This is a genomic window from Candidatus Nitrotoga sp. BS (assembly GCF_927797785.1).
Taxonomy (GTDB): domain Bacteria; phylum Pseudomonadota; class Gammaproteobacteria; order Burkholderiales; family Gallionellaceae; genus Nitrotoga.
This window is the reverse complement of record NZ_CAKMLL010000118.1, coordinates 1-9,223: the sequence shown is the minus strand read 5'-3', so window position 1 is coordinate 9,223 and position 9,223 is coordinate 1. Positions and strand designations below refer to the sequence as shown.

At 48.0% G+C, this 9,223-nt stretch carries 6 protein-coding genes; 4 read left to right on the top strand and 2 right to left on the bottom strand.

What is annotated here, in order from left to right; all coding sequences use genetic code 11:
• Nucleotides 1-69 precede the first annotated feature (69 nt).
• On the bottom strand, nucleotides 70-1,263 hold the full coding sequence (locus MJ769_RS14115; RefSeq protein WP_239237781.1) for a pyridoxal phosphate-dependent aminotransferase: 1,194 nt from the start codon (nucleotides 1,261-1,263) through the stop codon (nucleotides 70-72).
• Between the two features lie 77 nt (nucleotides 1,264-1,340).
• Between MJ769_RS14115 and uvrB the strand changes: the two genes are divergently transcribed.
• On the top strand, nucleotides 1,341-3,362 hold the full coding sequence (gene uvrB / locus MJ769_RS14110; protein WP_239237780.1) for an excinuclease ABC subunit UvrB: 2,022 nt from the start codon (nucleotides 1,341-1,343) through the stop codon (nucleotides 3,360-3,362).
• A gap of 51 nt (nucleotides 3,363-3,413) precedes the next feature.
• Nucleotides 3,414-3,893, top strand: coding sequence for a low molecular weight protein-tyrosine-phosphatase (locus tag MJ769_RS14105; RefSeq protein WP_256445731.1), 480 nt, complete (start codon nucleotides 3,414-3,416; stop codon nucleotides 3,891-3,893).
• Nucleotides 3,894-4,025: 132 nt separating this feature from the next.
• Here the strand turns inward: MJ769_RS14105 and MJ769_RS14100 are convergent, their stop codons facing one another.
• Complete coding sequence (locus tag MJ769_RS14100; RefSeq protein ID WP_239237778.1) at nucleotides 4,026-6,458, bottom strand: Rne/Rng family ribonuclease; 2,433 nt, start codon at nucleotides 6,456-6,458, stop codon at nucleotides 4,026-4,028.
• A 370-nt stretch (nucleotides 6,459-6,828) separates the two neighbouring features.
• On the opposite strand from MJ769_RS14100, the gene rluC reads away from it, so the two are divergent.
• Together rluC and MJ769_RS14090 are read left to right on the top strand one after the other, a co-directional pair.
• On the top strand, nucleotides 6,829-7,770 hold the full coding sequence (rluC, locus tag MJ769_RS14095) for a 23S rRNA pseudouridine(955/2504/2580) synthase RluC (RefSeq protein ID WP_239237777.1): 942 nt from the start codon (nucleotides 6,829-6,831) through the stop codon (nucleotides 7,768-7,770).
• 202 nt (nucleotides 7,771-7,972) lie between these two features.
• Nucleotides 7,973-9,208: a hypothetical protein gene (locus MJ769_RS14090; RefSeq protein WP_239237776.1), complete on the top strand. Its 1,236-nt coding sequence runs from the start codon at nucleotides 7,973-7,975 to the stop codon at nucleotides 9,206-9,208.
• Nucleotides 9,209-9,223: the final 15 nt, after the last annotated feature.

Here is a 9,223-nt window from a genome sequence, read left to right as displayed (position 1 = left end):
CTATTCAAATCGCTTTGGCGGGTAAGGCTCTTGAGGGATGGGGTGAGTAGTTACGCAACAACAATAGAATTATGAAAATGCCTTGGAGATGCGGCTAATCGCATTTTTCAAATTTTCCATTGAGGTGGCGAAAGACAGACGAATGTAGCCTTCACTACCGAAAGCCGAGCCAGGCACTATGGCCACACCAGCCTGTTCTAGCAGGTATTCGGACAAAGCTACGTCGGTAGCTTCTTTGATGGTGCCCTTCTGGTACAAAGTCGCAATTACCTGACGCACGTCGGGGAATGCATAGAACGCCCCTCCGCTCATTAAGCATTTGACACCGGAAATTTTGTTCAGTGCATCCACTACGAATAGATGTCGCTCACGGAATGCTGTTAGCATCGGCGCAATGCAGTCCTGATCCCCGTTCAAGGCTGCTTCTGCAGCTACTTGCGAAATCGAAGTGGGATTGGAAGTGCTTTGTGATTGCACATTTTCCATTGCCGTGATGATGTGCTCTGGTCCTGCGGCATAACCAATCCGCCAGCCTGTCATTGCATAAGATTTAGACACCCCATTCAGGACCATAGTGCGTGAATAAAAATCGGGGCAGGCATTCAGGATGTTGACGAATTTTTCGTCACGCAACGCAATGTGCTCATACATATCATCGGTGGCAATCAGTACCTGAGGATGTTTGCCCAACACCTCCCCCAGAGCTTGTAACTCTTCCAAGCTGTAAACAGCACCGGAGGGGTTGCTCGGGCTGTTGATCACCACTATTTTTGTTTTGGTTGTGATGGCCGCAGCTAATTGTGCAGCGCTCATTTTGAACTCTTGCTCGATGCCTGCCTGCACAATTACCGGTTTGCCTTCTGCGATGAGCACGATATCCGGATAGGATACCCAATAAGGTGCTGGGATAATTACCTCATCACCAGGATTTATTAAGGCAAGCGCCAAGTTGAAAAAACTTTGTTTGCCGCCGCAGGAAACAAGGATCTGTTTCGCAGTGTAATCCAGCCCATTGTCACGTTTGAACTTGGCGACGATAGCCTGTTTCAGAGAGGGTGTTCCCCCCACTGCGGTGTATTTGGTGAAACCTTTGTTGATCGCGGCTATTGCCGCATCTTTGATATGCTGCGGAGTGTCGAAATCAGGTTCGCCTGCTCCCAATCCGATAATATCCTTCCCGTCCGCCTTCAATTTCGAAGCTCGCGCGGTAACGGCCAGAGTGGGGGAGGGTTTGATTGCTTGTACGCGCTTCGATAGTTCCAAGATTGTATCCTTATGGGTTCAGAGTAAACTGTCCCGTTTATTAAAATTTTTAATTCGAATTTTGCTGAAATTATACCGTGATTAAGACCTATCCCAATAGCCCATATTTCTTGCATCAACCTTTCGAGCCTGCGGGTGATCAGCCCACTGCAATTGCACAATTGGTTGAGGGAGTTAATGAGGGACTGTCGTTTCAAACTTTGCTTGGTGTGACAGGCTCTGGTAAAACTTTCACAATGGCCAACGTCATTGCCCAATTGGGGCGGCCAGCCATTATTATGGCACCAAATAAGACGCTGGCGGCGCAGTTGTATTCTGAAATGCGCGATTTTTTTCCTGAAAATGCAGTTGAATATTTCGTCTCCTATTACGATTACTATCAGCCAGAGGCTTATGTTCCATCGCGTGGTGTGTTTATCGAAAAAGATTCCAGCATAAATGAGCAGATCGAGCAGATGCGCTTGTCGGCTACCAAATCCCTGTTGGAGCGACAGGACGTAGTAATTGTAGCCACCGTCTCGGCCATTTATGGTATCGGCGACCCGGTAGATTATCACGGCATGGTTTTGCACCTGCGCGAGCATGGAAAATTAATACGGCAGGACGCAATCAAGCGTCTCACAGAGATGCAGTATGAGCGTAATGATGTGGATTTTTCTCATGGGCATTTTCGAGTGCGCGGCGATGTAATCGACATCTTTCCGGCTGAAAACAGCGAACATGCATTGCGGCTGACTATGTTTGATGATGAAGTGGAAAGCTTGTCGCTATTTGATCCACTTACCGGCCACATTCTGAGCCGCGTGCCGCGTTTTACCGTGTACCCGTCCAGTCACTATGTTACTCCGCGAAGCACGGTATTGCAGGCCATAGAAACCATAAAGCTTGAGTTGGCTGAGCGCATAGATTTTTTTCAGCGAGAACATAAATTAGTGGAAGCACAGCGTATCGAACAGCGTACCCGCCACGATCTGGAAATGCTGAACGAGATCGGTTTTTGCAAAGGCATCGAAAATTATTCGCGCCATCTGTCTGGACGCAAAGCGGGCGAACCACCACCTACGCTGATTGATTATCTACCGCCCGATGCGCTGATGTTTATTGATGAAAGCCACGTTACCATTCCGCAGATCGGCGGCATGTACAAAGGAGATCGGGCGCGCAAGGAAAATTTAGTCAACTACGGCTTCCGAATGCCATCTGCGCTGGATAACCGCCCGCTACGTTTTGACGAGTTTGAACGCGTAATGCGTCAATCCATATTTGTTTCTGCAACGCCGGCTGTTTTTGAGGCAGAGCATACCGGACAAGTGGTGGAACAATTGGTGCGTCCCACTGGACTGGTTGATCCGCAAATTGAAGTGCGGCCGGCCACACATCAGGTGGATGATTTGATGTCTGAGGTAAATTTACGCACAGCCAAGGGCGAGCGAGTACTGGTCACCACGTTGACCAAGCGCATGTCAGAAGATCTCACCGAATATTTTTCTGAGCACGGTATTAAAGTACGTTATCTGCATTCAGATATTGAAACTGTTGAGCGAGTGGAAATCATCCGCGATTTGCGGTTGGGCATGTTTGACGTTCTAGTCGGTATTAACCTGTTACGCGAGGGGCTGGACATCCCCGAGGTATCACTGGTCGCTATACTCGATGCTGATAAGGAAGGTTTTTTACGTTCGGAACGTGCGCTCATTCAGACGATAGGCCGCGCTGCGCGCCATATTAATGGTAACGCAATACTCTATGCTGATAAAATTACCAATTCGATGCGCCGAGCGATCGACGAGACTGAGCGCAGGCGGAACAAGCAGCAATTGCACAATGAATTGCACAGCATTGTCCCCCAAGGTGTGCAGAAACGTATCAAGGACATCATCGAGGGTAGCTATGAGCCAGATGCTGCGCGTAAGCAACTGAAAATAGAACAAGATCAGGAAAAATACTTGGCGATGAGTGAGCGTGACCTTGCCAAGGAAATTAAGCGGCTAGAAAAAGAAATGCTGCAGTCAGCGAAAAATCTTGAATTTGAGCGTGCAAGTGAATTGCGTGACCAATTGAAGAAGCTGCGGGAGAGCGTGTTCATGTCTCCATTTTGAGTTGGAGCAGTTGGAATTTTCAATACTTTTTCTTTCTAATGAGTAGAATAATTGAAAAAAATTAGAGTCTTATTTTGCTGCATGGGAAACATCTGTCGATCACCCACCGCTGAAGCAGTGTTCCGCACACGCGTTGAAGAAGCAGGATTGGTACAGCACATTCTGATTGATTCAGTAGGTACGCATGATTACCATATAGGCAAACCGCCGGATACGCGAACGCAGCGTGCTGCATTACAGCGCGGATACGATATGAGTATGTTGCGTGGGCGACAGGTTGAGGTTGCTGATTTTACGCGTTTCGAATATGTGCTGGCTATGGATTGTGACAATCTTGATATTTTGCAACGTTTATGTCCGGTAAAGGAGCAAGGACGTTTGGGCTTGTTTCTGGAATATGCTACACGACATGACGAGCGTGAAGTTCCCGATCCATATTATGGTGGGGCAGACGGTTTCGAGCGTGTACTTGATATGGTGGAGGATGCTTCAGAGGGCTTATTACAGCATATACAGAAGGTTCTTACGTAAAGAGGCGGATTGTATTTATTGCATATTTTTTAATATCGAATGAAGTAGGAAAACAATAAAGCCGCGCATTTTTACTGTGCGGCTTTATTGTTTTTTTAATTTACACTACCGTGTGTAATGTTACCAATCCAACTATAAGTTCAAATTTTGTTGCGTTTCGATTTGTACCAGCGGCTCGTTGTTTTCCATACTGTAAATTTCACGTGGACGTGAGCGGCGGCGTGACGCTGGTGGTGCAGTTTCAACCTGGTCAGTCGCAGCCGCTAAAGAGCGTTTGACTGCGTCAGTTTCGACCTGCACCAACCCGCTGCCATTGCTTGTAGGGCTGACCTGAGTCGATGTAATAGCCTGCTCAGCAGGAAGTTGGTGTGACTCTATATTTTGAATATTTTGTTGCTCAGTAGGTTCGCTTTGGCGTGTTGATTCAATGGTGCTTAATACAGTACTGGGCGTACTTTCGGTCAGGATAGTTTGTTCACCGACTAATTGCCCGGCTGCCAGCTGATCACGCCGTTCGCGTTCGCGCTGTCCTCCGCGCCGACCGCGTTTACGTCCAGTGCTCTGACTAATTTCTTCCGTTGCTTCAGTGATGGCTGCAACTTTCCCCATGTTTTCCAATACCGCTGTTTCGACTGGTACGCGTGGTGGCTTGGGCGGACGTGCAGCGCGCGGTTCCTGTGTTTTTGGTGCCGATTGCACTGCTTTGTCTATACGTGGTTGAATTTCATCGCGGTCACGGCGCGGATTATTGCGCTGACGGTTGCCTTCAGGTCGATTACTATCCGAGCGGTTACCGCTTGAGCTACGGTTTTCTCGTTCACGTCGAGGTGGGTTGTTGGTACGCGGTTTAGCGATCGGCTCTTCGGGAGTTTTTACCTCACCTAGTGACTTGAGCCAGCCTATCAGCTTGACGAAAGTAGAAGGTTGCGTAGCTCCTCGGACTGATCGCATTGGGGCAGGTTGTGGTGGCGTGACACCTTGAACTACAGCTTGAGAGCGCTGTGGTTTGGATTCATGCGCGGTTTTGGCAGTGATATGGTTTACTTCCGATATTGTCACCAACTTGTAGCTAGCCTGCTTATTTTCGCCAGTCATGTCGTATTGGCGTAAACGAGTCACGGTATATTGCGGGGTTTCCATATTTGTATTTGGAATCAGTGTAATGACCACCTTTAGCCGCGATTCAATTTGATGTATTTCAGCGCGCTTCTCATTAAGCAGGAAGGTAGCGACATCTAACGGCACTTGCACGTGGATAGCGGCACTGTGTTCTTTCATCGCTTCTTCACTAATAATACGCAGGATGTTCAAGGCGGAAGATTCGATGCCGCGTATATGGCCGATGCCGTTACAACGGGGACAGGGTGTGTGGCTGCTTTCTTCCAGGCTGGGTTGCAGGCGTTGACGAGATAGCTCCAGCAGGCCGAAGCGCGAAATTTTTCCAGTCTGTACACGTGCACGGTCATAATGCAATGCATCACGCAGGCGATTTTCCACTTCACGCTGGTTGCGGGTGCTTTCCATATCGATAAAATCGATGACGATCAGACCACCTAAATCGCGCAGACGCATCTGCCGTGCAATTTCTTCGGCAGCTTCCAAATTAGTGTTGAGTGCGGTGGACTCTATATCCGCGCCGCGCGTAGCGCGTGCTGAGTTAATATCGATTGCGGTTAGTGCCTCCGTATGATCAATAACAATGGCGCCACCGGAGGGGAGGTTTACTTGGCGTGCATGCGCCGATTCAATCTGGTGTTCAACTTGGAAGCGCGAGAATAAAGGTACGTCATCCTGATACCGCTTGATTACATGAACATTGTTCGGCATGACCGTGCTCATGAAAGCCCGTGCCTGTTGGTAGATATCGTCCGTATCAACTAGAATTTCACCGATTTCAGGGTGGAAATAGTCGCGTATGGCGCGTACCACCAAGCTACTTTCAAGGTAGATCAGCGATGGGGCTTTTTCGGTTTTTGCCGCACTTTCAATGGCATCCCACAACTGTTTGAGGTAGTTAAGATCCCATTGTAATTCTTCTAGATTGCGGCCAATTCCGGCAGTGCGCGCAATAATGCTTGCACCTTGTGGAATTTCCAATTGCGACAAGACGTCGCGCAGTTCATTACGCTCTTCGCCTTCAACACGGCGCGATACACCACCACCGCTAGGATTATTGGGCATCAGCACAATATAGCGGCCAGCCAGACTAATATAAGTAGTTAATGCGGCTCCCTTATTGCCGCGCTCGTCTTTTTCCACCTGGATGAGAAGTTCCTGGCCTTCACGTAATGCTTCCTTGATGCTGGGACGACCGGTACCTTCTTGATTCAAGTAATTAATGGGAGAAACTTCTTTGAATGGTAGGAAACCATGGCGGTTACCGCCATATTCGACAAAAGCAGCTTCCAGACTGGGTTCGATACGAGTAATGACAGCCTTATATATATTACTTTTGCGTTGCTCTTTGCCAGCGGATTCAATGTCAAGGTCGATCAATTTTTGACCATCGACAATGGCGACACGGAGTTCTTCCGCTTGTGTCGCATTGAATAACATGCGTTTCATTATATTTTCTCCCGCGCTCTGACACGGGCAGAACAAGTCTACACACGGCTAACCGCGCGCGAGAAAGCGAATAAGAGCCGTGCAAACAATGCTGATATAGCGATGCTGACGGTTGTTATAAATATTGTTCTCGTTATTAGCTTGTTTAAAATTAACAGGTGCCGCCAATTTTGTTATAAGGGCGACACGGAAAAAATCCGCAGGTGCTTTGAGCGCGTAAATCAATTACTATCACTGCTTCTTCCGGTGAGTGACATTAACCGGATTGCGTCGGAACGGGGCGGCGGCATTGTTGCCTGCTCCACACTCACGGGGAATTCGCATCCCGTTTTCCGTTAGCCAATACGCGTTATCGGGAAGTATAAGCATAATGAATAATTTACGCAAAGAATCTGTAACCTGGATAAAGATTGACGAGGGCAGCTGCAATCAGCGCATTGATAATTTTCTATGCAAACACCTTAAGGGTGTCCCCAAAAGCCATATCTATCGTATTCTGCGTAGCGGTGAAGTGCGCGTTGATAAGAAGCGGGTGGATCAGACTTATCGCCTGCAACTGGACGACCATGTTCGTATTCCGCCTGTACGGGTAGCTCAAACGCAAAATCGTGACTATGTCCCAGCACTTGAATTTCCGATCCTATATGAAGACGATGCACTGTTGGTGATCGACAAGCCATCTGGAGTAGCAGTACATGGCGGCAGTGGAGTTAGCTTCGGCATTATTGAACAATTGCGTAGCGCCCGTCCGCAAGCCAAATTTCTGGAACTGGTTCATCGCCTGGATCGAGAAACGTCGGGCGTGTTACTACTGGCGAAAAAGCGATCTGCTCTGATCCACCTGCACGAACAGATGCGTGAAGGGAAAAGCGACAAGCGATATCTGTGCTTAGTATTAGGCAAGTGGCAGAACGTAAAGCAGCACGTTAAATTACCACTACACAAATTTAACACTCAGAACGGTGAGAAACGCGTAATGGTGCGCGAAGATGGGCAAGCCTCCCACACCATTTTTGTCTTGCAAAAAAATTTATCTGAATTCAGCTTGCTTGAAGCTCAACTGAAAACTGGGCGTACTCATCAAATTCGTGTGCATCTTTCTCATCTGGGCTTTCCCATTGCGGGCGATGATAAGTACGGTGATTTCGCGCGAAATAAAGACTTAATTAAGCGGGGTTTAAAGCGCATGTTTCTGCATGCGTACAGCATCACTTTCACGCATCCGCTGACAGATGAGCCTATGCAGCTCAGCGCACCATTGCCAAATGAATTGCAAGGGTTTGTGAATGAGTTGAACGAAAAAATCTTGTGACTATTTCTAATTAACAAGAATAAAAATATGATTATGAATAATAATATCAAATTATGTTGATGGAAATGCCCAACTAAGATGTGTATATTTACAGTCAATAAATTGGTAACGTAGAATTTGTGAGACCTGAGTAGTAAAAGATAATTGCCCTCCAATATGGTATTTAGTTTTTGCGGAAACAAAATCCAAAAAGGAGGGCAATATGGAAACGACCCCACAGCAGAAAGATATTACGATTGAATTTGACTGTCAATTCAGGATCAACATGGGGCAGAGCGATTTTTCGTCGATTATGAAAGCGTTTCTTATGTTGTTGCCACAGTTGCTGGAAGATTTCTTTCAGAAAGTGCTGGTTGCTTTCGGCGAGTACGAGATGGCCTGTGAGAAAAAATCATTCGTCTGTAAATGTTGTGGCAATGACACCCAATTTATCTGGAAGACGCGGCATGGCAAGGCGACGACCGTTCTCACCTGGTTTCGGTATATCACGCTCAAACAGTTGCAGGTGGAATGCAAGGAGTGCGGCAGCAAGCAGTACATCACCCGGATGTTGCTAGGCATGGAACCCAGGAAGAGAGTTCCCGAAGAAACACGGCACAAGTTGGCTCTGCTGGGCGCGTTGACCTCCTACCGCGTGGCGGAGAAGTTCGGCAAGATGTTCGGGTGGGCGATAGACAAGATGACGATTTGGAAGTCGGTGCAACAAGTTGGTGCCGGGATGGAATTTGTTCTGGACGAAAATGAAGAGCCGCGTTGCGAGGCCGATGGAACCGGTGTCGGGATTGCCGGGATCGCCAAACGGGGCAAGGAGTTGAAGGTGTTGGTGCAGTACAAAAAAGGCGGCGGAATCAGGGTGGCGGGCATCGATATCGGCAACTACAACGGTTCATGGGACAAGCTGTTTCAAAAAAGTATCGGGGTGATCAAGAAATTCAAGGAACCATTTTTGCTTATGACCGACGGTGATACCGCTATCTTTGAAAGCCTGAAAGAAAAAGTGACGGTGCTTATCCAGCGATGTTTATGGCATATCCCCTACCAAGCGCAGTATGTTTTATGGTCGGACGGCGTGAAACGAAAAAGCAAGGAATGGTTGCATGTCGTGGCGGAGCTGATGGAGATATGCGCGATCAGGTCGTTGGTGGATTGCCCCGATACGATCAAAGCGATGCTCGAATCAAAGAGAGCGCGCCTGGAAAAGGTTATCGCTTACTGTAAGGAAAAAAAGTACGAGCATTGCGTGGTTTATCTTGAGAATGCGCGTGCGGACATGTTTACAGCTTTAGAGAATCGCTTGGAAGGAAAGACAACAAGCCGGGTAGAAAGGCTGTTCAGGACGGTGAACATGAGGGTCAACGTCAGCAAGTGGAGCACGGAAGGGGCGCTGAATGTCACCAAAGTCAGACTCGCATATTATTACAACGGGTTCGACGCTTGACGGTGACAAAGTGAC

Coding starts and splice junctions, on each gene's coding strand:
- MJ769_RS14090 (WP_239237776.1), top strand. CDS start 7,973: ATGGAAACGACCCCACAGCAGAAAGATATTACGATTGAATTTGACTGT.
- MJ769_RS14100 (WP_239237778.1), bottom strand. CDS start 6,458: ATGAAACGCATGTTATTCAATGCGACACAAGCGGAAGAACTCCGTGTC.
- rluC (WP_239237777.1), top strand. CDS start 6,829: ATGAATAATTTACGCAAAGAATCTGTAACCTGGATAAAGATTGACGAG.